Below are 23835 nucleotides of genomic sequence, written 5' to 3' on the forward strand. Positions count from 1 at the left end.
GCCTTGGGGCGCTCCTGACCAAGCCGGTCGCGGGGTGGCTCCGAAGGACCGGCAGGATGGGTTCTGCCGCCGACGAGAAGGGACGTCCATGGACGCCGGAGACCTCGCCCCCGACTTCACGCTGCCCGACGAGCGGGGAGCCGACCGCACGCTGTCGGACTTCCTGGCCACCGGGCCGGTCGTGCTGTTCTTCTACCCCGCCGCCATGACCAGCGGCTGCACCGCCGAAAGCTGCCACTTCCGCGACCTCGCCGCCGAGTTCGCCGAGGTCGGCGCGCACCGGATCGGGATCAGCCCGGACGGCGTCACCAAGCAGCGGCAGTTCTCCGAGGCCCACGGCTTCGACTACCCGCTGCTGTCCGATGTGGACGGCGAGGTCGCGAAGCGGTTCGGCGTCTGGCGGAAACTCCTGCCGCTGCACGCCAAGCGCGTCACCTTCGTGATCGGCGAGGACCGCAGGGTGCTCGAGAAGATCAAGAGCGAGCTGAACTTCACGGTCCACGCCGACCAGGCGCTCAAGGTGCTGCGGGAGCGGGACAAGGTGTCCTGAGCGGTCAGCGGCGCCAGCCGCGCGGCGGCCAGCCCGGCGGCCGGCGCACCCCGCCCGAGGGCCACCCCCGCGGCCGGTCGCGCCGGCGCCGCCCGTACTCGTGGACCTCGGCGCGGTTCCCGCGTCGCTCGGCCCGGCTCGCGACCTGGCGTCGCTCGCACAGCCACCGGTGCCCCGGATCGGTCACCCAGATCACGGCTTCTCCTTGCGCCAGACGTGGTTGGTGCCCGTGCACGACGGCGCCAGCGGCTTGTCCGCCGGCTCCTCGCGCACCTTCGTGAAGCCGAGGCGCGCGGGCACCGCTCCACTTCGGACGTTCAGCTCGTCGTGCTTGATCTCGACGTAGCCCGCCCCGAGCCGGAACGCCTCCGCGGTCAGGAAACCGGCGGCCCGGGTGATCAGGCCGCGCCCGGTGTACGGCTGCGCGAGCCAGTACCCGATCTCGACGCCGCCTTCGCGCGCCATGATCCCGATGGCACCGGCGAGCGCGCCGTCGACGCGCACGGCGAAGTCGTGCGTTTCGCCGCTCTCCCAGTTTTCCCTGGTGCGCTTCAGGAATTCGGCGGAGTCGTCGGCCGAGTAGCCCCCGGCGGCCCAGATCATCCACGCGCCGATGTGCCCGAGGGACCCGGCGACCGTCGACGTCAGCTCGGGCCCGTCGGCGAACTGCCAGCGGGCCAAGGTGAATTCGTCCACGCGATACGTCTCGGCCGGGGTCTCCATGGCTTCCATGGTGCCCCGGCCGAGGAACGAGCGCGCGTGAATTAATTGACGATGACGCTGTCCGGGATCTCGCTGTCGTTCTTCAGCGCGTCGAACAGCTGCTTCGACTTGTTCTTGTCCCAGTTCTCCGCCGACGCGCTGGTCACCGGCACCGTCGTCGTCACCACGCCGCCCGAGGAGATGCCGCGCATCGCGATCGCCAGGCCGGCCAGGTTGTGGACGTGGTCGCCCGAGTCCATCGTCAGCGCGTCCGGCGCCGAGGACAGCAGGGGGAAGAAGTCGAACGGGTTGAGCAGCGTGCCCGGGCTCGCGATCTGGCTCACCAGCGCGCCGATGAACTTGCGCTGGTTGGCGACGCGGTCGAGGTCCGAGCGCGGGGTCGCGTCGCTGTGGCGCATGCGGACGAAGCCCAGCGCGGAGCGGCCGTCGAGCGACTGGCAGCCGGCCTTGATGCTGATGCCGGTCATCGTGTCGTTCATGTCCTTGTCGATGCACATGTCGACGCCGCCGATCGCGTCGACGATCTTGGCGAAGCCGCCGAAGCCGATTTCCGCGTAGTGGTCGAGGTGCAGGCCGGTGGCGCCTTCGACGGTCTGCGCGAGCAGCTTCGGGCCGCCGAGGGAGAACGCCGCGTTGATCTTGTTCGTGCCGTGGCCCGGGATCTTCACCTGGGAGTCGCGCGGCAGAGACAGCAGCGTCGGCTTGGTGTCGTTGTCCGGGATGTGCGCGACCATGATCGTGTCGGTGCGCTGCCCGCCGCCTGCCGCGGCGACGTCGCCGGTGGCCAGCCGCTCCTCGTCCTCGGCCGTCAGGCCCTCACGGCTGTCCGAGCCGACGATCAGCCAGTTGGTGCCGGACGCGGCGACCGGGCGGCCGGAGTAGTCCGCGATCGCGTCGACGCGCTTGATCGAGAACTCCAGGTAGACCCAGATGCCGGCGAGGAAGACGACGAAGACCAGCACCAGGGCGCCGATCACCTTGCCGAAGCTCCACCGGCGACGGCGCGGCGGCCGGGACGGCGGGTAGTCGTCGGCCGGGCGCGGGGGCTCGCGGCGCGGCGGCGGGGGCGGGGCGTACTGGGGCTCGGGCTCCCCCATCGGGCGCGTGCGCTCGTCGTAGGGGCTGCGGCCCCGTCCGGGCAGCGGCATCATCTGCGCGCGCTGGTGCTCCCGGGAACGCCCGGCGGGCGGCCGGGGCGGCGGCATCCGGCGGCCGCCGTCGTCGCCTCGGTACGTCATCACCATCACCCAATCCCGATCCGGACAAACCTGTCGTCGTCAGTAGACCGCACGCCCTCACTTCGAGGACGTCCGGCACCGGGGTCGGGTTGCGAGACGAAGTTACTCGCTGGTCGCCTCGTAGCCGAACTGGTGGACCTTGAGGTACCCGGAGCGGAACCCGGCTTCCGAATAGGCCAGGTAGAACTCCCACATCCGGCGGAAGACGTCGTCGAACCCGAACCCGGCGATGTCGGCCCAGCGGTGCAGGAACCGTTCGCGCCACAACCGTAACGTGCGCGCGTAGTCTTGGCCGAACTCGCGCATCCCGGCCAGCTTGAGCCGGGTGTTCGCCTTGACGCCCTCCTCGATCGAGCGCACCGACGGGATGATGCCGCCCGGGAAGATGTACTTGTGGATCCAGGTGTAGGCGCGCGACGACGCCAGCATCCGGTCGTGGTCCATGGTGATGGCCTGCAGGCCGAACCGCCCGCCGGGGCGCAGCCGCTCGCCGATCGTCTCGTAGAACGCCGGCCAGTAGGACGCGCCGACGGCCTCGATCATCTCGACGCTGACCACGGCGTCGTACTGGCCGCTGGACTCGCGGTAGTCGCACAGCTTCACGTCGACGCGGTCGGAGAACCCCGCCGCGGCGATGCGCTCGGTGGCCAGCGCGCGCTGCTCCTCCGAAATGGTCAGCGACGTCACGCGCGCCCCGCGGGCGGCGGCGCGGATGGCGAGTTCACCCCATCCGGTACCGATTTCGAGGACTTCGCTGCCGTCGCGCACCCCCGCGTAGTCGAGCACGCTGTCGATCTTGCGGTGCTGGGCGGCGGTGAGGTCGTCACCGGGGCCGAACAGCGCCGAGGAGTACGTCATCGACCGGTCGAGGAAGGTCGCGAACAGGTCGTTGGACAGGTCGTAGTGCCGGTGGATGTTGGCCCGCGCGCCTTCGAGGGTGTTCTCCTCGGACGGCGGCTGCGTGCGTTCGGCGATCCGCCGGAACTTCTGCAGCACCGGCGGCACCAGGGTGGCCATGCGTTCGGCGAACGGCGTCAGCACCTCGGCCAGGTCGGACGCGGTCCAGTCACCGGCCATGTAGGACTCGCCGAAGCCGATCTTGGCGTCGGCGCCGAGGCGGTGGAAGAAGGCTTGCGGGCGCAGAATGCGCATTTCGGGCGATTCCGGCCCACCGGCGCCGAGCACGGTGCCGTCCGGGAACGTCACCCGGACGTCGAGCGGGCGGACCGCCCGGCGGAACAGCGCGGCGGCGATCCGCGCGCGCAGCGGTGAATGCGGCGGGCCGGCCAGGCCCGGCCAGCGATCCTCTTCCGGCACGTCCCCGGCGGACGCCCGGTCAACGCTCGAAGTGGTCACGATGCTCCCTCCGGCCGGCTACGCCGGTGATCGATCCTAGTCGCCGCACCCCGCGGCGCGCTTCACCGAATGCCCTGTTCGGGGCGTTCTCAGACGGGTATTCGGAGCCGCTCGGGGCCCGGCGCGGCCCAGGCACCGCGCAGCTCTTCACCCGTGCTCCCCGCCAGCACTTCCAGTGTGAAAGCAATCGTCAGCCGGGTCCACACGGACGAGCGGCGCAGCATCGCGTGGCCCTCGTTGGCGATCTCGAACCGGGCGACCCGGGCGGCGACGCCCTCGGCGCGTTCGGCGAAGGCGTGCGACTCCGCCGGGCTGGTCATCCGGTCGCGGGTGCCGTGCACGATGAGCACCGACCGCCCGGCCACGGCCGCGACCGGTTCACCCCGCGGGGTCCACGGCGCCAGCGCGCAGATCCCGCGCACGGCGGGGTCGTCGGCGACGCGCAGCGCCACCCGGCCGCCCATGGAGTGCCCGACCAGCACCACCGGCACGCCGGGGTGCTCGGCGCGGATCCGGCCGAGGGCCCAGCGGGCGTCGTCGACGGGGTCCATGGCGGGCGCGTTCCAGCCGTACCGCCGGTTGCGCAGCAGCCGCACCTCGACGCCGTGCGCGCGGCCGGCCCGGTGCAGGGCGCGCGCGATCGGGACCATCCGCAGGTAGGCGAGCTTCCAGGGCGGCACCGCGCCGAGGCCGCGTTCCGCGCCGCCGTGCAGCACGAGCACGACCGCCTCGGTCCGCCCGCGCGCCGGCCACACCGACACCGCCGGTTCCGCCTCGCTCACCCGTCCTCCTCCACGCCCGCATTCGGGTCAACCCGGATCGGCCACCCGGCTATTCCACCGCGCACCACCATCTTCGCGGTAGATTCGGCGCCCGATCCCCGACGGAAGGGTGGGTGTGGTGAGCGCCACGGACATCTCCGGCAGTGTCGCCAAGCAACTGGCGGACGTCGAACAGGCCAACGCCGAAGCAGTGCGCGAAGCGGCGGATCTGGTCCTGGGGGTGATCCGGGCCGACGCACTGGTCTATACCGCGGGCGCCGGGCACTCGCTGGCCGCGGTCGCCGAGACGTTCTACCGGGCCGGCGGGCTCGCCTGCGTCTACCCGCTCTACCACCCGGACCTGCTGCCGCTGCACGGCGCGGTGAGCAGCACGCAGACCGAGCGGCGCACCGGCCTGGCCGCCGAAGTGCTGGCCGAGCGGGCGCCGGGACCGGACGACGTGCTGGTGGTCTTCTCGACGTCCGGCTCGAACCCGTACCCGGTCGAGCTGTGCATCGAAGCCCGCAAGCGCGGGGCGGCGGTCATCGCGATCACGTCGCGGGCGTGCGTGGCGGCGGCGCCGAAGCGGTCGTCGAGCACCCTGGTGGAGCAGGGCACGGTGGTGCTGGACTCGCTGGTGATCCCCGGCGACGCGAGCTACCCGCCGGACGCGCCGCGCACCGCGCCGCTGTCCACTGTGGTCAACGCGTTCCTGTGGAACCTGGTGCTGGCCCAGGTCTACGACCGCGGCGTGGCTGAGGGCCTGGACGTCCCGCTGTGGCGCAGCTCCAATGTGGCGGGCGGCGACGAGGCGAACGCGGCGCTGCTGGCCAAGTACGGCGAGATCGTGCCGCGGCTGCGCTAGTCCTTCTCGTGAAGGCCGCGCTCCGGCGTGCGGTCGACGACAGCTCCGCCGACGTCCTGAATGAGTCATTCAGGTCTTCGGAGGTCCTGAATGACTCATTCAAGACCTCCGCGAGCGCATCCGGCGCGACTCTGCCGGGGAACCTGACCTCGCGATCCGTGAAAAAGCACCGGCCGGGCACGCCTTGACGGGCGTGCCCGGCCCCCTCTAGCGTCGCCATACCGACTGGTCGGTGTGGACCGGTCGTTCCCCCGAGGAGGTCCGATGGACAGCGCCACGGCGACCGTGCACGGCGAGTGCGCGCCTGGGTTCGAACCGGTGCGCGAGGCCTTCGAAGAGAACTTCCGCTCCCGCGGCGAGCTGGGCGCCGCGTTCACCGCCACCCGGCACGGCGAGGTCGTCGTGGACCTGTGGGGAGGCTGGACCGGCCCGGAGCGCGACGCGGCCTGGCAGCCGGACACCCTCGCCAACGTGTGGTCGACGACCAAGGGCATGACCGCGCTCTGCGCGCACCGGCTCGCCGACGCGGGCGAGCTGGACATCGACGCCCCGGTGGCGAAGTACTGGCCGGAGTTCGCCGCGGCGGGCAAGGCCGAGGTGCCGGTGCGGTGGCTGCTCTCGCACCGCTCCGGCGTGCCCGGGATCGGGATCGACCGGCCGGTCCGGACCGACGAGCTGTACGACTGGGACCTGATGACGTCGCTGCTGGCGGCGCAGGAACCGCTGTGCGAGCCGGGATCCGCGGGCGGCTACCACGCGCTGGCCTACGGGTGGCTCGTCGGCGAGGTCGTGCGGCGGGTGGCCGGGCAGGGCATCCGCGAGTTCTTCGCCGAGCAGGTCGCCGTCCCGCTCGGCGCCGACTTCTCGATCGGCCTTGCCGACGACGCCGACCTGGGCCGGTGCGCGACCCTGGTCGACCCGGTGATGACCGAGGAGGTGGCGAACGCGCTGGCCGCGGCGTTCGCGAGCGCGGGGCCGGTCGCGCAGGCCGCGCTGGCCAACCCGCGCCTGTCCGGCCACGACGCGAACGAGCCCGCCTTCCGCCGGGCCGTCATGCCCGCGCTGAACGGCCACGGCACGGCCCGCGCGATCGCCACCATCTACGGCGCGCTGGCCACCGGCGGGCTGCTGTCCGCGCCGGCGCTGGCCCGCGCGCGGGAGAGCCAGGGCAAGGAGATCGACGCGGTCCTCGGCCTGCCGAACGAGTGGGGCCTGGGCTTCTACCTCGGCAGCGACGCCCGCGGCTTCGGCCCCAACCCAGCGGCCTTCGGCCACGACGGCCTCGGCGGCTCCACCGGCGGCGCCGACCCGGAGAACGGCATCTCGTTCGGCTACACGCTCAACCAGCTCGGCCCGCTGATCCGCGACGATCCCCGCAAGATGGCCCTGGTCAACGCGGTCTACACCAGTTTGGCGGGGCAGGACGCCTGATCGACGCTCCGCAGGGCCGACGGGCCAGGCGCATGGCAGGCGGGCCGGGCCCGGCGCACGGCCGACGAGCCCGTGCACAATCGACAGGGCAGACGTGTAGCCGACGAGCCCGCCGCGTGGCCCACCGGGCCAGGCACATGCTCGGCAGCTCGGCGCGCGATGCCGTCCCGCACCACAGGCCCGAGCGGGCATCCCGGCACCGCTCGGCCGAGCAGGACGCCTGATCGACGAGGTGGCGCACGGAATCCCGCGCGCCACCGCCCATTCAAGCCACCGCCCATTCAAGCCACCGCCGGTTCCTCCTCCGCGAACTGCGTCGCGTGCAACGTCGCGTACCGCCCACCCCGGGCCAGCAGTTCCTCGTGCGTCCCGCGCTCGACGATCTCCCCGTGCTCCAGCACCAGGATCTGGTCCGCCGCCCGGACCGTCGACAGCCGGTGTGCGATGACCAGGGCCGTGCGGCCCGCCAGTGCGTGCGTCAGGGCCTCGCCCACCGCCGCCTCGGACTCCGAGTCCAGGTGGGCCGTCGCCTCGTCGAGGATGACCACCTTGGGCTGGGCCAGCAGCAGCCGCGCGATGGTGAGGCGCTGGCGCTCGCCGCCGGAGAGGCGGTAGCCGCGCTCGCCCACCGTGGTGTCGAGGCCGTCCGGGAGCGAGTGGACCAGTTCGCCCAGCCGGGCCCGGTCCAGGGCTTCCCAGATCTCGTCGTCGGTGACGCCGGGGCGCGCGTACGCCAGGTTCGCGCGGATCGTGTCGTGGAACAGGTGCCCGTCCTGGGTCACCACCCCCACCGTTTGCCGCAGCGAAGCGAAACTCAGGTCGCGGACGTCCACATCGGACAGCCGCACCGAGCCCGAATCCACGTCGTACAAGCGTGGCAGCAGCGAAGCGATCGTCGACTTGCCCGCGCCCGAAGACCCGACCAGCGCGACCATCTGCCCCGGCTCGGCGCGGAACGAGATGCCGTGCAGCACCTCTTCGCCGCCGCGGTGGTCGAGCGTGGCGACGTCTTCCAGCGACGCCAGCGAATACCGGTCCGCCGCCGGGTAGCCGAAGCGGACGTCCGAGAACTCCACCGAGACGCCGGAAGAAGCCGGCAGCGTCCGCGCGGACGGCTTCTCCTTGATCATCGGCTCCAGGTCCAGGACCTCGAAGACCCGCTCGAACGACACCAGCGCGGTCATCACGTCCACGCGGACGTTGGCCAGCGCGGTCAGGGGCGCGTAGAGCCGGGTCAGCAGCAGCGCCAGCGCGACCACGGTGCCCGGCGCGAGCTTGCCGGTCAGCGCGAGGTAGCCGCCGAGGCCGTAGACCAGCGCCTGCGCCAGCGCCGACACCAGGGTCAGGCTCGTCATGAACCAGCGCGTCAGCATCGCCGTGCGCACGCCGATGTCGCGCACGCGCCCGGCCCGCAGCGCGAAGTCGTCCGCCTCCTGCGCCGGACGGCCGAAGAGCTTCACCAGCGTGGCGCCCGGCGCGGAGAAGCGCTCGGTCATCTGCGTGGTCATGCCGGCGTTGAGGTTCGCGGCTTCCCGCTGCAGCCCGGCCATCCGGCGGCCGAGCCGGCGCGCGGGGATGACGAAGATCGGCAGCAGCACCAGCGCGAGCAGCGTGACCTGCCAGGACAGCGTGAGCATGACCGCCAGCGACAGCGCCAGCTGGATGACGTTCGTGACCAGCCCGGACAACGTCGCGGTGAACGTCCGCTGCGCGCCGATGACGTCGTTGTTGAGCCGCGAGACGAGCGCGCCGGTGCGCGTGCGGGTGAAGAACGCGACCGGCATCCGCTGCACGTGCTCGAACACCGCGCGGCGCAGGTCGAAGATGATGCCCTCGCCGATGCGCGCGGACTGCCAGCGCTCGATCAGGCCGAACCCGGCGTCCGCGATCGCCAGCGCGGCGATGACGACGGCGAGCCAGACGACGACCGGCAGGTCGTGCCCGCCGACGATCGCGTCGACCACCTTGCCCGCCAGCACCGGCGTGGTCACGGCCAGCACGGCCGAGACGACCGTCAGGATCAGGAAAGCCAGCAAGCGCCGCCAGTGCGGCCGGGCGAAGCGGGCGACGCGCTTGAGCGTGCCGCGGCTGAGCCCCTTCGGCACGTCGCCGGCGCGCATCGCCGAACTCCACAGCCCCCACATGTTGTCCATGGGAAAACCCCCAGTCTCTAAACCTCTAGCTTAGCTGAGGTTTTCTCCGGATATGACCTGGACAACGCCACCATCGCCCGTTTCCTTCCCGCCGCGGTTCACTCCGCGCGAACAACCCGGAGCAGTGCGGCGCGCAGCCCGTCGGCCCCCTCGGCGGACAACGGTGCCAGCAACAGTGCCTCAGCCCGCCGTGTGGCCGCTTCTCCCGCCTCGCGGACCCGCTCCCCTTCGGCGGTCAGCGTCACCAGCCGCTTGCGCCGATCGCCCGGCGCGACCTCCCGCCGGACCAGACCTTTCGCTTCAAGCTCGTCGACGAGCGCGACCATCGTCGTCCGGTCGACGCCGAGGCGCGCCGCGCCGTCCTGCTGCGACTGCCCCGGGCCATCGCCGAAGAGCGCGAGCAGCGCGAGCTGCCGCCCGGTGACCCCGAGCGGCTCGTACTCCGGCTCGGCCAATTCGGCGAGCCGCAGCTGGGCGTGCTTGAGCAGGTAACCGAGCCGCTGGGTGACGGCCGGGGGCGCTTCGAGGTCGCTGGACACAGGAAGACTCTACCCCTACGCTGATCGTCAGTCTTACTGATGATTTTTCAAAATGATAATCAGGAGTCACGCATGACCACGATCGGCTTGAAACCACCCCAGCAGCACGTCGGCATCGCCGCGCTCCGCGAGACGTGGCAGATCGCCGACGAGGCCGGGTTCGACGGCTGCTGGGTGTTCGACCACCTCGCCCCGATGGGCCCGGACCGCACCGGCGACGTCTTCGACGGCTGGAGCCTGCTGGCCGCGATGGCCGAGGCGACGAACCGGGTGCGCATCGGGTGCCTGGTGGCCGGGAACACCAACCGCCACCCGGGCACGTTCGCGAAGATCGCGGCCACCGTCGACCACCTCTCCGGCGGCCGGCTCGACGTCGGCCTCGGCGCGGGCGGCGACACCCACACCGACGCGATGATGGGCACCCCGACGCCGCCGGCCGTCGAACGCGTCGAAAGGCTCGCCGAGGCCTGCGAAATCCTCCGTCTGCTGTGGACCCGGCCGGTGATGGACTTCGCCGGCCGGCACTACACGCTGACCGGCGCGGTCGGCGATCCGAAGCCGCTGCAGGCGAAGCCGCCGCTGTGGCTGGGCAGCAGCGGCGAAAAGCTTGGCCTGCGGGTGGTCGCCGAGCACGCCGACGTCTGGCTCAACGCGGCCCTGCCGGGCACCCCGATCGCCGAGCTGCGCCGGCTTTCCCGGGTCCTCGACGAGCACTGCGCCGCCGCCGGCCGCGATCCCGCGGCGATCCGCCGCGCCGTGCAGTTCCGGCTGCCCGCCGACGCGGACACGGCGCTGCGGCTGACGCGGGACTACGTCGAAGCGGGCTTCACCGAGCTGGTCCTGATACCCACCGGGCCGGACGGCGTGGTCGCGGCCTGCGAAACGGCGGCGAAGCTCCTCCCCCGCCTGCGAGACGTCGGCTGAACCGGGCGGCGGGCGCCTCGGTAGCCTGGCCCGGTGGGAACGGAGGTGGGCCGGGCGCCCGCATGGCGGCGCGCGGCACGGCTCTTCACCGCACCGGCGCGCACCCCCGACGTCGCCGCGTTGCGCTGGGACCTGGGGTTCTACCTCGTCTGCCTGGCCTTCGCGCTGCCGACGGCGCTCAAGTCGGAGTTCTACGGCTACCGCGTCTGGGGCAACTTCGCGACGGTCGCGTACGGCTTCGGCGTGCTGCACAGCGGGTGGCTGCTGTGGTCCGCGCGCACGGGCCGTGCACCGCGCGGCGCGCTGGGCTCGCGCTGGTGCGGCATCGCCGCCGTCGGCTTGTTGGCAATGATCCTTCCGTTGGCGCTGCTGGTGATTCGCCGGCTGACCGGAGTGGACTGGCTGATCACGCCGTTCTCCTGGGCCGCGCAGCCCGAAGTCTGGGTGATCGAGCGGTCCGCGGATCTGCTGCTGCACCACGGAACCCCGTACGTCGACGTCACCGCGCTCGGCCGCGCCCCCGTGGTAAACGATTACACACCCTACGGTCCGGTGATGGCGCTCTTCGGCCTGCCGCGGGCGGTGTTCGGCGGCTCACCGGTGGCGGACGCGCTCACCGACGCCCGCTGGGTGTTCGCGCTGGCCGCCTGCGCGTGCGTGCTGGGCACGCTCAAGCTCCTGAAGTGGCCGAAGGTCCCGGTCGGCGCCGCGCAGCTCGCGCTCGCCTGCCCGCTCACCGCGCTCACCTGGGCCGTCGCCGGCCCGGACCTCGCGATCGTCGGCTTGCTGGTGCTGTCCTGCGCGCTCGCGGCCACCGGGCGGGTCGCCTGGTCGGGACTCGTGCTGGCGCTGGTGATCAGCGCGAAGCTCATCGTCGCGCCCGCGGCCGCGGTGCTGGCGGTGTTCGTGCTGGTGCGCCGCGGAAAGCCCGCGCTGACGCGGTTCCTGGCGGCGCTCGTGGCGACGACGGCCGCGCTGCACCTGCCCGTGTACCTCGTGGACCCGGCCGCGTTCGTCGAACACGTCTTCCGGTTCCCCCTCGGGATGGGCGCCGTGCGCTCGCCCGCGGCGAGCCCGCTGCCGGGCCACCTCATCGCCGGTCTCGGCGTGGCCGGCCAGGTGACGGCGTTCGTCCTCGTCGGCGCCGCCGCCGTGGCCATGCTGGTCTGGCTGGTGCGCCGGCCCCCCGCGAACGGCTCCGGCGCACTGCTGCGCATCGCCGTCGGACTCGGCGCGTTGATCCTGCTCACCCCGGCCACCCGCTACGGCTACCTGGTGTATCCCCTGGTCCTGCTCGGGGCCCACCTGGTGTTCCGCATGGCCGAAGCCTCGGCTGCGCGCCCCCCGCGCAGCACTCCGGGAACTACTTCTTCTTGACCCGCGTGGCCCCGCCGCGCCCCCGCAGCTGGACTCCGGACTCCGACAGCACCCGGTGCACGAACCCGTAGGACCGGCCCGTCGACTCCGCGAGGGCCCGGATGCTCGAGCCCTTCTCGTATTTCTTCTTCAGGTCAGCGGCCAGCTTGTCGCGCGTGTTGCCGGTGATCCGCGCGCCTTTCTTGAGATCAGCCACGTCGATCGCCTTCCCGCCGAGAGTGTTCTGGGCCACATATCGGCCCCTGCCGGGGCAATGATCGAACACTGAGCGCCGGATTGCCAGACGACAGCCGGAAAACGACCGAAATTGCGATCACATTGGGCCATTCCAGTGCCTCACCGGGAGTGATCTTGCACCCGAATGGACGCACGGCTCAGGCGAGCTGGACAAGTTCCAGGTAGTCCGCCGACCAGTGGTCCTCGGTCCCGTCGGGCAGCAGGATGACGCGCTCGGGCTCCAGGGCCTCGACCGCGCCCGGGTCGTGGGTCACCAGGACGACGGCGCCGGAGAAGCTGCGCAAAGCGTCCAGGACCTGCGCACGGCTGGCCGGGTCGAGGTTGTTCGTCGGCTCGTCGAGCAGCAGGACGTTGGCAGCGCTGGAGACCAGGCCGGCCAGCGCGAGCCGGGTCTTCTCGCCGCCGGAAAGCGTGCCGGCCGGCTGGTCGAGTTGTTCGCCGGTGAAGAGGAACGAACCCAGCAGGTTCCGCAACTCCTGCGCCCCGGTGTCCGGGGAGAGATGTCGGATGTTTTCCCACACCGACGCATCATGATCAAGAGTTTCGTGTTCCTGTGCGTAATAGCCCAAACGCATTCCGTGACCCGGCACGATCTCGCCGGTGTCCGGGGTTTCCATTCCGCCGAGGAGCCGGAGCAAAGTGGTCTTTCCCGCGCCGTTCAGGCCGAGTACGACCACCTTCGAGCCGCGGTCGATGGCGAGGTCGACGCCGGTGAAGATTTCCAGTGAGCCGTACGACTTCGACAGCCCCTCGGCGGTCAGCGGCGTGCGGCCGCAGGGCGCCGGGTCCGGGAACTTGATCCGCGCGACCTTGTCGGCCACCCGGGTCTCGTCCAGCGAGGAGAGCATCTGCTCGGCGCGGCGCGCCATGTTCTTCGCCGCCACGGCCTTCGTCGCCTTCGCGCCGAGCTTCGCGGCCTGCTGCTGCAGCGCCGACGCCTTCTTCTCGGCGTTGGCGCGCTCGCGGCGGCGGCGCTTCTCGTCGGTGGCGCGCGCGTCGAGGTAGCGCTGCCAGCCCATGTTGTACAGGTCGAGCTCGCCGCGGGTGGCGTCGAGGAACCAGACCTTGTTGACGACGTCGGCCAGCAGCTCGACGTCGTGGCTGATCACGACCAGGCCGCCGTCGTGCTGCTTGAGGAAGCCGCGCAGCCAGTTGATGGAGTCGGCGTCGAGGTGGTTGGTCGGCTCGTCGAGCAGCAGGATCGTCTCGGACTTGCCGCCGGCGCCCGCTTCGGCCGCGGCGAACAGGATGCGCGCCAGCTCGACGCGACGGCGCTGACCACCGGAAAGCGTCTGCAGCGTCTGCGCCAGGATGCGGTCGGCGAGGCCGAGGTTCGAGCAGATCCGCGCGGCTTCGCTCTCCGCCGCGTACCCGCCGAGCGAGGCGAAGCGCTCTTCGAGCCGGGCGTAGCGGTTGATGGCCTTGTCGCGCGCGGCGTCGTCGACGAGCTCGGCCATGGAGGCCTGCGCCTTCTCCATGTCGCGCATCAGCTTGTCGAGGCCGCGCGCGGAGAGCACGCGGTCCTTGGCGGTCACCGAAAGATCACCTTCGCGCGGGTCCTGCGGCAGGTAGCCGAGCTCACCGCTGCGGCGGACCTCGCCCGCGTGCGGCTCGCCCTCGCCGGCGAGGACCTTCAGCGAGGTGGTCTTGCCCGCGCCGTTGCGGCCGACGAGACCGATGCGGTCGCCGGGCTGGATGCGGAGGGTGACGCCGTTGAGCAGGATGCGCGAACCCGCGCGCAGCTCAAGGCCGGTGGCCGTGATCAAGGGAACTCCCGTGGACGGGGGTGAACGGAGGACAGCGACAGGCGGCCACTCGGGGCCGCGGCGTCACTCCAGCTGGATATCCACGGAAGCCAGTGTACGGGGCGGGGGCCACGGGTTTTTCCGGACGTGTGCGGTCTCACCCGTCGCGCAGCGTGACCTGCACCGACACCGCGCGCGTCGCCGCTTCTTCGAGAACGGCGAAACTCGGCTCGCCGATCTCCAGCATCCGGGGCTCCGCGCGGGCGAACAGCGGCGCCAGCCCGCGGTCCGCGCGCAGCCCGTCGAGGGCCCGCCGGTCGCCGCCGAGCACCACGGCGTCCACTTCGGACAGCCGAGGGACGAGCACTTCGAGGGCGTCCTTCGCCGCGTCCTGGAGCGCGTGCCGCGCCTGTCCCGCGCGACGCCGGGCGAAGCGCTGCTGCGACCAGCCACCGGCGGCGGACCGGCCGTGCACGAGGTGCCGGTCGGTGCGCGAGACCTCGACCCGGCCGTCGCGCGCGATCCCCACGCTGTGCCCGCCGAGCCGCACGAGCAGGAGCGCGATCCGCCGCGGCACCAGCGCGTGCGCGACGAGCGCGTCGAGGGACGGTTCTTCGAGCGGTCCGAAAGGGACGGTGGCGGTCGCGGTGGTGCCGTCGGCGGCGGTCACCCGGACTTCGTCCGGCGCGGCTTCGGTTCCGGTGATCCCGCCGTGCGACAACGAAAACCGCTCGATCCAGCCGCGCAGCCGTTCCGGCGGGACCGCGACGGCCCGCCCGCCGCCCGCGACCTGCCGTGCCTTCGCCATGAGCCCACGTTACGGGGCCAAAAGCCGTGAAGGCCTCCTTGCCGGGCATAAACGCCGGTAAGGAGGCCTTCACGGACTTGCGGAGGGATTACAGCGGGTGCACCGGGCCGTTGTTGGTCACGCCCCGCACGTTCGACGGCGCGCCGGCCGCCGGGGGCTGGACGAACCCGTTGATGTGCAGGGCGACCGAGCGGATCGACCCCGCGTCGCCGCCCGCGGCGTCGACCACGGAGAACGTCCACGTGCCGTCCGCGGCCGCGCCGGTCAGGCCGCCGGTCAGGGACTGCGTCGGCCGCCAGGTGCCGGTGAACGGCGCGTTCGCCGAGGTCACCGTGCTGAACGCCGCCGCCGCGGTGTCGGCGAAGACGACCTTGCACAGGTTCTTGCCCGAGCTGCCGTTGCGCTGGAACACCGTCGCCTTGGCGCCCGACGGCGCGGTCAGCGTGCCGACCAGGTCACCGACGTACGAGTGGTTCAGACCCACCGTCGTCGACGCCGGGTCGGTGCTGCACGTGGTGCCGTCGACGGAGAACGTCACCTTGGACGCGCGGCCGACCCCGGTGACCGGGATGGTCACCGACGCGCCGACCGGGCTGTTGTCCGGGATCGCCACCGGCGCGCCGGTGTAGGCGAAGTCCTGCGCGACCGGCGACGGGGTGCCGACCGGGAGCGAGAACGTCTGCGTCGTCGGCGAGTGCGCCCCCGCGAAGCTGACGCGGGCGTTCAGCACCACCGGCACGCCGAGCTGCTGGCTCGCCGGGACGGTGATGGTGAAGTCGTTGACGCCGGTCTGCCCCGGGCTGATGGTGCCGTAGGACTTGGCCCGCGGCGCGACCGTGACCCCCGGGGTCGGGCTGGTGAGCACGACGCTGGTGGACACGGCGGTGCCGTCGCCTTCGTTGGTCACCGGCAGGGTGACCTTGGCGGTGTCGCCCGGGTCGAGCGCGGAGCCGCCGTCGGCCGGGGTGACCGTCGGCTGCTTGGCCACCGCGAGCGGCTGCGGGCTGGCGCCGGTGTAGGCGAGCACCTTGTCCGCGAGGATGACGCCGGCGCCGGTGTAGTTGTCGCGGCCCGGGCTTTCGATGTCGATCGCGGTGTTGATCAGCGCCTCGCGCACCTCGGCCGGCGGCAGCCCGGGGTTGCCGGACAGCACGAGCGAGGCGATGGCGGCGGCGTGCGGCGCGGCCGCCGAGGTGCCGAAGAACGGGTTGAAGCCGGTCACGCTGGTGGTGACGCCGTCGGCCGCGGTGATCTCCGGCTTGTTCCGGACCTCGCCGCCGGTCGAGGAGACGTTGCCCGGGGTGATGGGCGTGCCGTCGGCCTCGTAGAACACCCGCCGCGGGCCGTCGGAGCTGAACCGCTCGGCCTTGGTGGCGCCGCTGAACGAGCCCGGGTACGGGCCGGCCGGGTTGGCCGGGTCACCCGGCTCGAGGAGCCGGCCGAACGCCTTGGCCGCCGGGGCCGCCGCGACGCTGAAGGCGTCCCGCGCGGCCGAGTGGCCGACCGTCACGCCCGGGGTGGTGAAGGCCTTGAGCCCGTCGGCCGAGTCGGAGAACCGGCCGCGCAGCGCGGACAGCGACAGGTAGCGGTTCTGGCCGGAGAACTTCACGATGGCCAGCCGCAGTCCGGTGCCGCCGAACGCCGGCGTCGTGACGCGCTCGTACGGGTCCTGGGTGCCGGTCTGGACGTCCTGACTGAAGCTGACGACCGCGCCCGCGGAGTTGAGCAGGTAGAGGTCGTAGTCGTTCGCCGAGGCGCCCAGCGGGTCGGACCAGTGCAGCGTCACCGGGACGCCGGCCGAGGAGGCGTTCGAGATGGGCTCGTAGATCTGGTTGCCCGCCGCGCCCGCGAAGTTGTGCGCGGTGCCGGCGAACTTCCCGACCGACTTGCCCGAGTCGACGAAGTCGCCTTCCCAGTGCCCGGCGGTGCCGCTGGCGACGTTGCCTTCGTTGCCCGCCGAGGAGAAGTACAGCGCGCCGTCGGCGGTCACGTCGTTCACGGCCTGGGCGATGATCCAGTCCTGGAACGGCGATTCCTTGAAGTAGATGACGTCGTCGACGATGACGTCGCAGTGCGACTCGAAGCGCAGCTTGCGGATGTTGTCGGCGAAGCTGGCGTCGGAGTTGAACGCGGAGGCGAAGCCCAGCTTCGCGTTGGGCGCGAGGTCGTGGATGATTTCGAGCATCGCGGTGCCCTCGTCGCCGTCGCCCTCCTGGCCGGCGATGACGTCGACGTCCGGCGGCAGCTCGCCCTTGGCCACCGAAGCGGCCAGCGAGTCGACGCCGTCGGACAGCGCGCACGCCTTGACGCCGACGCCGGTGACGCCGAACTGCTGGCGGGCGAGGTCGGCGTTGTGGGCGCGGTCGCCCTCGCTGGTGAGGGTCGCGGCCGCGGCGGCGCTGCGCTGCGCCTTGGCGTTGACGGCTTTCTGCAGCTCGCCGGCGATGCGGTCGGCCTTCTGCTGCTTGGTTTCGGTCTTGCCCGGGGTGGTCGCGGGCGTGGCCAGCTCGCGGGCGGTCATCGCCCCGTCGGCCTGCTCGACGCGCTTGACGTCGTCGCGGGCGGCGATCTCGCTGACCTTCGCGACGGGGACTTCGGCCCGGACGCTGGCGTAGCGGTCGGACACCGCGCGGATGCCCGCGCCGGCCTTGGTGAGCCCGGCGATCAGCTCCGGCGTGACCTTGCTCGCGCGGATGTCGACCAGGGTGGTCCCCGCGTCGGAGACGCCGGACTGGAGCGCGTTCAGCTGCTTGGTGACGCCCTTTTCGGCGGCGAGCAGCTTGCTGTCCACTTTGGACTCGGTGGCGGTGCGGCCCGCCTTGACCGCCTGCAGCGCGGCGATCTGCTGCTGCGCGGTTTCGGTGAAGGCGTCCGGGGCGGACGCGGTGGCGGCCCCCGCGACGGGCGGGGAAACCAGGCCGAGCGCGGCGAGCAACGCCGCGGCCCCGGCGGTCAGCAAGGTGGATCTCGATCTCGTGGAACGGGTACGACGCACGTGCGCCCTCCGAATCTCCAGGCGCGTGCCCCGACTCACGCTGACCGATCGCCGGTGATCACCGGCTGGATCAAGCTAAGTACGGTGGGTACGGCGTAAATACCCGCCGTTCGAGTGACAAAGGACGGGTAATTTCCGGAACCGGACGGATGTCGTAGGCCGTTCAGCGCAGCGGTGAATTTCCCACCGGACATGGGCGGGACAACGGGTTCGCCGCAAGGGCGCCCACCGGCTGGGAAGTCCGCTCGCGCGGGTGCGGCCTCAGAGGACGAACGAATCCGACCACGGCTGCGCGGCCCGGCCGGACAGCGCGTCCAAAAGGGTCACTGCCTGCTTGTCGGTCAGCGAAGCCACGAAGTCGACCACCGCGCGCCCGCGGGCCAGCCCGCGCACGGCGTCCGGTCCGGACACCCGCTCGCCGGTCGCGCCGACGAGCAGTTCCGGTGCGGTGCGCGCGAGCCCGGTGTACTCCGCGTGCGCCAGCTCGACCAGGTCGTGCAGCCGGCGCGGCAGCCGGGACACCTCGTCGCGGTCGAGCAGCCACGCGTCGAGCGCGTCGACCAGGCTCGTCACCAGCCCGGCCTGGCCGCGCTGGTGCAGTGCCAGGTCCGGGCGCAGCAGCACGAACCGGCGGTGCACGAACTTGAGCACCTGGACCTCGTGCCACTGGGCGGGCCGCAGCGAGACGTGCCCGGTCCGGGTGGACGGGGCGGCGAGCACGAACACGCCGTCGACCAGCCGGGCGGTCCAGTTCGCCGAGAACGCCGCCGTGGCCTGCTCGGCTTCGATCGAGCCGTCGAACTCCCCGGCGAGGAGCCCGTCGACCAGCTCCGCGCGCACCCGCGCGACGGCGGCGGCGAACGCGTCGTCGTCGACGATCCACGCGTCCTTGGCGTGCATGCGGCGGCGCAGGCGTTCCAGGGAACGGCCCGGGCGGCGCAGGTCCGCGTGCAGCGCCTCGTCGTCCAGCCCGGCCAGCTCGACGGCGTGCTCGAGCCACTCCCCCAGCTCCGCGGCGACCGGCGCGTGCTGCAGCACCCCGATGCGGTGGAAGTCCTGGAGGTCGTGGATGGCGTAGGCGATGTCGTCGGCGGTGTCCATCACGGACGCCTCGACGGTCTGCTGCCAGCTTTCGACGCGGCCCGCGAACGCCGCGCGCGCCTGCTCGAAGTCGTCGAGTTCGGTGGCGTAGGCGGAGAACTTGGCCGCGCCGGTGCCCGGCAGGTCACCGGGCTCGCCGGCCCCGCGCGGCGGCACGCCCATCGCCGACGGGTGCGGCGCGGGGTGGTGCAGCCGCAGCCACGGGTACTTCAGCACGGCGGCGCGCACCGCCGTGGTCAGGTCGAGCCCGACCGCCGACGGCCCGCGCACGTCGGTCGTGGTGATGATCCGGAACGACTGCGCGTTGCCCTCGAAGCCGTCGGCGAGGCCGAAGCGGTGCCGGGCGATCCGGTCGAGCGTCTGCTCGCCGAGGTGCCCGAACGGCGGGTGCCCGAGGTCGTGCGCGAGCGCGGCGGCCTCGGCGACGTCGGGGTCGCAGCCGCCCAGCTTGTCGGCGAGCCCGGCGTCGGGCCCGGTGGCGATGCGCTCGGCGACGGCGCGGGCGACCTGCGCGACCTTCAGGCTGTGCGTGAGCCGGTTGTGCAGCAGCCCGGCCCCGCCGGCGCTGACCACCTGCGTCACCCCGCCGAGGCGCGCGAAGAACGGCGACGCGGCGATCCGGTCGCGGTCGATCCGGAACGGGCTGGTCGCCAGGTCGGTGAACCCGCCGGCCCCGGCAACGGGGTCGCGCCGGGCTGCGCGCGGGTCGCTCTCCTGATCCATGCGCCCGACCCTATCCGGCGATTCACCCCGGCGCGGACAGGCCGCGGCCGCGATGTCATGAAAGGGTCGTTCACCTCGCCAGACGACAGAGCTCCGGCAAAGTCGCCGGGGCCGACCGGCCTTGGTCCGAACCCACCGGGGCCGACCGCGGCGAGTGGTGCCGGGCGGCCCTGCGGTGTCTTGAATGAGTCATTCAGGACCTCCGAAGACCTGAATGAGTCATTCAAGACGTCGGCGAAGCCGCCGCCGGGCAAACCGCGCGGCCAGGGCATCTCCGCGACGCCGGTGGTGCGGAACGCCCGCTCGCTAAGCCTCCGGCTGGGCCGTGTAGGCCGCCAAGCAGCGGTCCGCCTGCCCGCGCGCCACTGCCTCGTCCTCCCCGCCGGCCACGTGCGCCTCGAACCACGCCTCCCCCGCCTTCGTCACGAACCCGACCCCTTCCGGCGACGCCATCCAGGCCATCGCCTCGGCCGGGTCGACGACGTACTCCGGGCCGGCGGCCAGGTGGCGGACCAGTGCCGTCAGCGCCATGTCCCAGCCGATGCCGACCGCGCCCGGGCCGAACTGCTCCCAGTGGTCGTCGACGTGCGCGGTGTGCTCCAGCTCGAAGCGCGTGCCGTCGCCTTCGGGGGTCAGGCGGACCTCGATCCAGCTGACGCCGCCGTTGAACTCCCAGGTCGCGGCGAAGCTCTTCGGCGGGTCGCAGCGCTCGACCGTGCCGCCCGCGTTGCCCTCGAGCTGGTACTTCCCGCCGACCCGCAGCTCGCCGCTGACCGGCAGGAACCAGCGCGGGATGCGGTCGGCGTTCGTGACCGCGTCCCACATGTCGTCGACGTCGGTGTCGTAGACCTGGCTGATGGTCATGACCCGCGCCTCCCCCGCCTCGAGGACGCGCTTGCCGACCGTGCGGCGGACGGCGCTGATCTGGTGGTTGACGTCGATCACGAACTGTCTCCTTCGGTGAGGCGCCGGGCGCGCTTGCCGCGGGCGATTTCGGTGGCCAGTGCGTCCAGGGGCGGCGTCCAGTACCGGCGGAACCGGTCGAGCCAGACGTCGACGTCGCGCAGCGGGGCGTGGCCGACCGCGTAGAGCCGCCTCGTCCCCTCCTGCCGGACGACCGCGAAGCCGTTGTCCCGCAACACCTTCAGGTGCTGCGACACGGCGGGCTGCGAGATGCCGAACTCGGCCCGGATCGCCTCGGTGACCGACCCGGCGGCCCGCTCGCCGTCGGCCAGCAGCTCGAGGATCCGGCGGCGGACCGGGTCGCCGAGGACGTCGAACGCGTGCACCCCGTCAAGCTACAAGCTGTCACTTATATAAGTCAAGGCTGAACAAGTGGCAATCGTCACCCGCAGTTACTCCGATGTGGGTAACGCCGGTGAACATCAGACGACATCGGTTCCGTTCGGCCCACCGCACCCGGGAGTATCGGGTCGTGAAGTCGCCACGCGCGGTCCGCTTCGCCTTCCAGCCGCTGTACAGCCTCCAGACGGGGGGCGTCGTGGCTCACGAAGCGCTGGCCAGGCCCGGCCACGGAACGGTCCCCGAACTCCTCGCGCAGGCCCGCCGCGAAGGCCGGCTCGCCGAGGCCGACCTCGGCCTCGCCGTCGCCGCCGTCCGCCAGGACGCCGCCGAGCCGACGGCGCTGCCCCTGCACCTCAACCTCTCCGCGCGCACCCTCGCCGCGCCGCTCGCTATGTTCGACGACCTGCTCGAAGAGCTCGGCGACGCCGGCCGCCGCACCCGGGACGTCGTGCTCGAGATCGGCCCGCCGTTCGCGGCGGTGCCCGGCGAGCGCGCGCTGTCCGGGATGCGGGCGCTGACCGAGCTGGGCTTCCGGCTCGCGCTCGACGGGCTCGGCCGCGGCGACCTCCCGCTGGGCCTGCTGGTCGACGCGCCGGTCGACGTCGTCAAGCTCGACCGCACGGTGCTGCGCGGGCTGCCGGACGACGCGGCGGCGGTCGCCGTCGTCGAGGCGCTGCTGCACTTCACCAACCGCACCGGCACGCGGCTGGTCGCCACCGGCCTGGAGACCGACGCCCAGCTCGAAGCCGTCCGCGGGCTCGGCGTCCGGATCGCCCAGGGCAACCTGCTGGCCCCGCCGACCGCCGAAGGCCCCGCCCCGGCCCTGCTGACGCGGCCGCGCGCGGCCGCCGTCGCGCCGGGTCCGGCGAAGTGCGTCGGCGACTTCCTGCGCCCGGCGACGACGCTGCCGGAAACCGCCACGTGCGACGAGGTCCGCGAAGTGCTCGCGGCGGCCGACGCGCCGTCCGGCGTGGTCGGGGTGGACGAGCTGAACCGGCCGCGCTGGTCGGTCGACCGGACGCGGTTCCTGGTCGCGGTGACCGGCCCGTACGGGCACGCGCTGCACGCCAAGCGCCCGGCGGCGCGGCTGGCCGACACCCCGCACACGATCGAGGCCCGTGCCGGCGCGATGGAGTTCCTCGAGCTGGTGACCGACGCCGACTGGGGCCGCACCGGCGACGACGTCGTCGTGGTCGACGAGGTGGGCCGCTGCCTCGGCGTCGTGCTGGTGACCGAGGTGGTGCGCGGGGTGGCTGAGGCGAAGGTCGAGGCCGCGGCGGCGCTGAACCCGCTGACCCGGCTGCCGGGCAGCGACACGGTCGCCCGCGACGTCACCCGCCGCATCACCATCGGCGAGCCGTTCGTGGCGGCGTGGCTCGACATCGACAGCTTCAAGGCGGTCAACGACACCGCGGGGTTCGCCGCGGGCGACAACCTGATCCGCGAGCTGGGCGGGGCGCTGACCGAGCTGTCCGGCGGCCTGCGCCGGATGCGCGTCAGCCACGTCGGCGGCGACGACTTCCTGGTGGTCTGCGACGTCGACGAGATCGCCACGGTGGCGGGCGCCCTGCTGGACCGCCACTGGTCGGCCGACGGCCTGCCGGTGACGGTGTCGCTGGCCACGCTGGTCTGCGCGAGCGACGCGATCCGCTCCTACCAGGAGGTTTCGCGGCTGCTGGCGCCGTTGAAGAAGCGCGCGAAGGCGGTGCCCGGGTCGAGCTGGGTGCTCGGCCGCCCGGGCTCCGACCGCGTGGAGGTCCTGCGCGGCATCGGCAGCCGCGGCCTGCAGGCCGCCGCCGGTTAACGGCCGGTCGAGCCGTCGAGCAGCTCGCGCAGGATGTCCAGGTGCCCGGCGTGGCGCGCGGTCTCCTCGATCAGGTGGGTCAGCGTCCACCGCAGCTCGGCGACGTCGGCCTCGGCCACCCGCGCGTTCACCCGCGCCGCCGTCTCGCGGTAAGCGTCGATGATGTCCTCGGCGCTTTCGCCCGGCTTCGCGCGGAACGTCGCCGCCCACTTCGTCGTCCGCTCGCCGAGCACCCAATGGCGTTCGACGTGGGTCAGGTGCTTGACCAGCCCGAGCAGGTTCGTCCCCGACGGCACTCCCGGAGTCCGCACGGCCGGTTCCGCCACGCCCTCGACCTTGGCGATCACCGACGCGCGCAGGTAGTCGAGGAAACCCAGCAGCACCTCTCGCTCCCCCGGCCCGGTCCGGGGCGGCCCGGCGTCCCGGCGCGCCATCAGGCGGCCCGCCGGACGACCAGCACGTGGTCGGTCACGGTCGCGGTCTGCCCGCCCGGCCCGGTCGCCGTTCGCCGGGGCGCGTCCGCGCGCTCGGCCCGCCAGCCGGCGTCCAGCTCCAGTTCGGCGAAAACCTCGTCGGGCGTGGGAAAATCGCCGTCACGGTTCCACGACCAGGGTGCGACCGAACCGTGGTCGACGACGACCAGCCGCCCGCCGGGGCGCAGCGCGTGCGCCGCGGTGCGCAGGACCCGCGCCCGCGGCAGCTCGAACGGCGTGTGGAAGTACTGCGCGGACACCAGGTCGAACTCTCCCGCGGGGAACTCCGCGGCGAGGTCGGCGCGGACCGCGGTCACCGGCAGGCCGCGCGCGTTCTCGGCCAGCCGCGTCACGGCGTTGGCCGAGATGTCGACGGCGGTGACCCGCCAGCCGCGCGCGGCCAGCCAGAGCGTGTCGCCGCCGGCGCCGCAGCCCAGGTCCAGCGCGGTGCCCGCGGGCAGGTCCGCGGCGATCTCGGCGAGCACCGGGTTCACCCGGGCGGTGCGGGGCTCGCGGTAGTGGTCGTCCCAGAAGCGGACGGCGTCCATGGTTCTCCTTCGTGCCGGGGTACGGCGTTCACCGTGCCCCGCGGGCGCCGCCGGGCGCACGGAAACTTGCCGGACCGGCAAGACTCGCGACCGAGGTCCAGCGCGGCCGGTCCGACGGCCCGCGATGTCATGAAAGAGTCGTTCACCACGCCGCCCGGACTTGCCGGATCGGCAAGACT

At 72.5% G+C, this 23835-nt stretch carries 22 protein-coding genes; 6 read left to right on the forward strand and 16 right to left on the reverse strand.

What is annotated here, in order from left to right; translation table 11 throughout:
• Positions 1-88 precede the first annotated feature (88 nt).
• Entirely contained in the window at positions 89-550 is a 462-nt protein-coding gene (locus tag EIY87_RS20735; protein ID WP_125310644.1) for a peroxiredoxin, read from the forward strand.
• A gap of 4 nt (positions 551-554) precedes the next feature.
• Here EIY87_RS20735 and EIY87_RS20740 read toward each other — a convergent pair whose 3' ends face one another.
• The 5 genes from EIY87_RS20740 to EIY87_RS20760 form a co-directional block, all read right to left on the reverse strand.
• Positions 555-746 (reverse strand): hypothetical protein, encoded by a 192-nt coding sequence (locus EIY87_RS20740; RefSeq protein ID WP_125310646.1) that lies wholly within the window; start codon positions 744-746, stop codon positions 555-557.
• Positions 743-1273 (reverse strand): GNAT family N-acetyltransferase, encoded by a 531-nt coding sequence (locus EIY87_RS20745; RefSeq protein ID WP_125310648.1) that lies wholly within the window; start codon positions 1271-1273, stop codon positions 743-745. The genes EIY87_RS20740 and EIY87_RS20745 overlap by 4 nt, the downstream gene beginning before the upstream one ends.
• A 41-nt stretch (positions 1274-1314) precedes the next feature.
• On the reverse strand, positions 1315-2517 hold the full coding sequence (locus EIY87_RS20750; protein WP_125310650.1) for an LCP family protein: 1203 nt from the start codon (positions 2515-2517) through the stop codon (positions 1315-1317).
• A gap of 96 nt (positions 2518-2613) precedes the next feature.
• Positions 2614-3867: an SAM-dependent methyltransferase gene (locus tag EIY87_RS20755; RefSeq protein WP_191984198.1), complete on the reverse strand. Its 1254-nt coding sequence runs from the start codon at positions 3865-3867 to the stop codon at positions 2614-2616.
• A gap of 89 nt (positions 3868-3956) precedes the next feature.
• A complete protein-coding gene (locus tag EIY87_RS20760) occupies positions 3957-4649 on the reverse strand; it encodes an alpha/beta hydrolase (RefSeq protein ID WP_125310655.1) in 693 nt (230 codons plus the stop codon).
• Between the two features lie 115 nt (positions 4650-4764).
• Here EIY87_RS20760 and EIY87_RS20765 point away from each other — a divergent pair, with 115 nt between their 5' ends.
• Positions 4765-5493, forward strand: coding sequence for an SIS domain-containing protein (locus EIY87_RS20765; protein ID WP_191984199.1), 729 nt, complete (start codon positions 4765-4767; stop codon positions 5491-5493).
• Positions 5494-5757: 264 nt separating this feature from the next.
• Positions 5758-6924, forward strand: coding sequence for a serine hydrolase domain-containing protein (locus EIY87_RS20770; protein WP_125310659.1), 1167 nt, complete (start codon positions 5758-5760; stop codon positions 6922-6924).
• Positions 6925-7205: 281 nt separating this feature from the next.
• Here the strand turns inward: EIY87_RS20770 and EIY87_RS20775 are convergent, their stop codons facing one another.
• Entirely contained in the window at positions 7206-9077 is a 1872-nt protein-coding gene (locus EIY87_RS20775; protein ID WP_125310661.1) for an ABC transporter ATP-binding protein, read from the reverse strand.
• A gap of 98 nt (positions 9078-9175) precedes the next feature.
• Positions 9176-9616 carry a MarR family winged helix-turn-helix transcriptional regulator gene (locus tag EIY87_RS20780; protein ID WP_125310663.1) on the reverse strand — a complete coding sequence of 147 codons (441 nt, stop codon included), beginning with the start codon at positions 9614-9616 and terminating at the stop codon, positions 9176-9178.
• 72 nt (positions 9617-9688) lie between these two features.
• Between EIY87_RS20780 and EIY87_RS20785 the strand changes: the two genes are divergently transcribed.
• On the forward strand, positions 9689-10540 hold the full coding sequence (locus EIY87_RS20785) for an LLM class flavin-dependent oxidoreductase (RefSeq protein ID WP_125310665.1): 852 nt from the start codon (positions 9689-9691) through the stop codon (positions 10538-10540).
• A 33-nt stretch (positions 10541-10573) separates the two neighbouring features.
• On the forward strand, positions 10574-11917 hold the full coding sequence (locus EIY87_RS20790; protein WP_125310668.1) for a glycosyltransferase 87 family protein: 1344 nt from the start codon (positions 10574-10576) through the stop codon (positions 11915-11917).
• On the opposite strand, the gene EIY87_RS20795 is transcribed toward EIY87_RS20790, so the two are convergent.
• The 7 genes from EIY87_RS20795 to EIY87_RS20825 all read right to left on the reverse strand — a co-directional run bounded on the left by EIY87_RS20795 (position 11904) and on the right by EIY87_RS20825 (position 20815).
• Entirely contained in the window at positions 11904-12113 is a 210-nt protein-coding gene (locus EIY87_RS20795) for a helix-turn-helix domain-containing protein (RefSeq protein ID WP_003071237.1), read from the reverse strand. The genes EIY87_RS20790 and EIY87_RS20795 overlap by 14 nt on opposite strands.
• A 178-nt stretch (positions 12114-12291) precedes the next feature.
• On the reverse strand, positions 12292-13920 hold the full coding sequence (locus tag EIY87_RS20800) for an ABC-F family ATP-binding cassette domain-containing protein (RefSeq protein ID WP_125310671.1): 1629 nt from the start codon (positions 13918-13920) through the stop codon (positions 12292-12294).
• A 136-nt stretch (positions 13921-14056) separates the two neighbouring features.
• Positions 14057-14707: an acVLRF1 family peptidyl-tRNA hydrolase gene (locus EIY87_RS20805; protein WP_125310674.1), complete on the reverse strand. Its 651-nt coding sequence runs from the start codon at positions 14705-14707 to the stop codon at positions 14057-14059.
• Between the two features lie 88 nt (positions 14708-14795).
• On the reverse strand, positions 14796-17666 hold the full coding sequence (locus tag EIY87_RS20810) for a S8 family serine peptidase (protein ID WP_125310676.1): 2871 nt from the start codon (positions 17664-17666) through the stop codon (positions 14796-14798).
• A 297-nt stretch (positions 17667-17963) separates the two neighbouring features.
• Entirely contained in the window at positions 17964-19526 is a 1563-nt protein-coding gene (locus tag EIY87_RS20815) for a deoxyguanosinetriphosphate triphosphohydrolase family protein (protein ID WP_125310679.1), read from the reverse strand.
• 306 nt (positions 19527-19832) lie between these two features.
• Entirely contained in the window at positions 19833-20471 is a 639-nt protein-coding gene (locus EIY87_RS20820; protein WP_125310682.1) for an SRPBCC family protein, read from the reverse strand.
• Positions 20468-20815: an ArsR/SmtB family transcription factor gene (locus EIY87_RS20825; RefSeq protein ID WP_125310685.1), complete on the reverse strand. Its 348-nt coding sequence runs from the start codon at positions 20813-20815 to the stop codon at positions 20468-20470. The genes EIY87_RS20820 and EIY87_RS20825 overlap by 4 nt, the downstream gene beginning before the upstream one ends.
• A 146-nt stretch (positions 20816-20961) precedes the next feature.
• On the opposite strand from EIY87_RS20825, the gene EIY87_RS20830 reads away from it, so the two are divergent.
• The gene (locus EIY87_RS20830) at positions 20962-22635 is read left to right on the forward strand and encodes a GGDEF domain-containing protein (protein ID WP_125310688.1); all 1674 of its coding nucleotides are present in this window, start codon (positions 20962-20964) and stop codon (positions 22633-22635) included.
• Here the strand turns inward: EIY87_RS20830 and EIY87_RS20835 are convergent.
• Entirely contained in the window at positions 22632-23069 is a 438-nt protein-coding gene (locus EIY87_RS20835) for a DinB family protein (RefSeq protein WP_125310690.1), read from the reverse strand. The genes EIY87_RS20830 and EIY87_RS20835 overlap by 4 nt on opposite strands.
• Positions 23069-23656 carry a class I SAM-dependent methyltransferase gene (locus tag EIY87_RS20840; RefSeq protein WP_125310692.1) on the reverse strand — a complete coding sequence of 196 codons (588 nt, stop codon included), beginning with the start codon at positions 23654-23656 and terminating at the stop codon, positions 23069-23071. The genes EIY87_RS20835 and EIY87_RS20840 overlap by 1 nt, the downstream gene beginning before the upstream one ends.
• Positions 23657-23835: the final 179 nt, after the last annotated feature.

The organism is Amycolatopsis eburnea, from assembly GCF_003937945.1.
Lineage (GTDB): Bacteria > Actinomycetota > Actinomycetes > Mycobacteriales > Pseudonocardiaceae > Amycolatopsis > Amycolatopsis eburnea.

Coding starts and splice junctions, on each gene's coding strand:
- EIY87_RS20735 (WP_125310644.1), top strand. CDS start 89: ATGGACGCCGGAGACCTCGCCCCCGACTTCACGCTGCCCGACGAGCGG.
- EIY87_RS20745 (WP_125310648.1), bottom strand. CDS start 1,273: ATGGAGACCCCGGCCGAGACGTATCGCGTGGACGAATTCACCTTGGCC.
- EIY87_RS20750 (WP_125310650.1), bottom strand. CDS start 2,517: ATGGTGATGACGTACCGAGGCGACGACGGCGGCCGCCGGATGCCGCCG.
- EIY87_RS20770 (WP_125310659.1), top strand. CDS start 5,758: ATGGACAGCGCCACGGCGACCGTGCACGGCGAGTGCGCGCCTGGGTTC.
- EIY87_RS20775 (WP_125310661.1), bottom strand. CDS start 9,077: ATGGACAACATGTGGGGGCTGTGGAGTTCGGCGATGCGCGCCGGCGAC.
- EIY87_RS20785 (WP_125310665.1), top strand. CDS start 9,689: ATGACCACGATCGGCTTGAAACCACCCCAGCAGCACGTCGGCATCGCC.
- EIY87_RS20805 (WP_125310674.1), bottom strand. CDS start 14,707: ATGGCGAAGGCACGGCAGGTCGCGGGCGGCGGGCGGGCCGTCGCGGTC.
- EIY87_RS20815 (WP_125310679.1), bottom strand. CDS start 19,526: ATGGATCAGGAGAGCGACCCGCGCGCAGCCCGGCGCGACCCCGTTGCC.
- EIY87_RS20835 (WP_125310690.1), bottom strand. CDS start 23,069: ATGGCGCGCCGGGACGCCGGGCCGCCCCGGACCGGGCCGGGGGAGCGA.
- EIY87_RS20840 (WP_125310692.1), bottom strand. CDS start 23,656: ATGGACGCCGTCCGCTTCTGGGACGACCACTACCGCGAGCCCCGCACC.